This window comes from Methylophaga sp. UBA5088 (assembly GCF_002414625.1).
Classification (GTDB): Bacteria; Pseudomonadota; Gammaproteobacteria; order Nitrosococcales; family Methylophagaceae; genus Methylophaga; species Methylophaga marina.
Window position 1 is genome coordinate 54446 of sequence record NZ_DIAC01000051.1, and the last position, 1006, is coordinate 55451.

1 protein-coding gene is annotated in these 1006 nt (G+C 45.0%); it reads right to left on the reverse strand.

What is annotated here, in order from left to right; genetic code table 11:
* Window positions 1-109: 109 nt before the first annotated feature.
* Window positions 110-1006 (reverse strand): thioredoxin-disulfide reductase (gene trxB / locus B4K20_RS07125; protein WP_289282400.1); only part of this gene is annotated, 897 nt, incomplete at its 5' end.

A 1006-nucleotide genomic window follows, 5' to 3' on the forward strand; every position in this document is an offset into this window, starting at 1 on the left:
CTAATCAGATCTTTTTGTTTTGAAAAGTCAGTTGCAATCAAAATATGCTGATATTTCATGTCTATTCCCTCATGAAAAAGGGGGCTGGTCAGCCCCCTCATCGTATTATTTAATCATTATCCAAAAAACGTTCGGCATCTAATGCCGCCATACATCCAGCTCCCGCCGAAGTAATCGCTTGACGGTAAATAGGATCGGATACATCACCTGCTGCAAACACGCCTGGCACGCTGGTTTGTGTTCCTTTTTTAAGGATGATGTAGTCATGTTCCATTTCTAACTGGCCTTTGAATATACCGGTGTTAGGCTGATGACCAATCGCAATAAAGACACCAAGTACAGGAACCTCCTGTGTTGAGCCATCTTCCGTGCTTTTCACACGAATACCGGTGACACCAGACTCATTACCAATGACTTCGTCCAACGTGTGATTCCACAAGATTTCTACATTACCTTCTTCTGCTTTTTTCAGCAGTTTATTGGACAAAATCTTTTCAGAACGGAACGAGTCACGGCGGTGAATGACGGTGACTTTCGAAGCAATATTGGACAGGTATAAAGCTTCTTCAACAGCGGTATTACCACCACCGACAACAGCGACGTGTTGACCTTTATAAAAGAAACCATCACAGGTTGCACAGGCAGACACACCACGACCTTTAAAGGCCTCTTCCGATTCCATACCTAAATATTTGGCTGAGGCACCTGTCGCAATAATCAAGGCATCTGCCGTATATTCACCTGCATCACCGATCAAACGGAAAGGACGCTGAGTTAAATCGGTGGTGTGGATATGATCAAAGATAATATCTGTACCAAAACGTTCTGCATGGCGCTGCATACGTTGCATCAATTCTGGGCCCTGTACACCTTCATCATCACCTGGCCAATTGTCGACATCGGTAGTGGTGGTTAGCTGTCCACCTTGTTCGATACCGGTAATTAATACAGGCTCTAATGCTGCTCTAGCAGCATAAACCGCGGCAGTATATCCCGCTGGACCTGA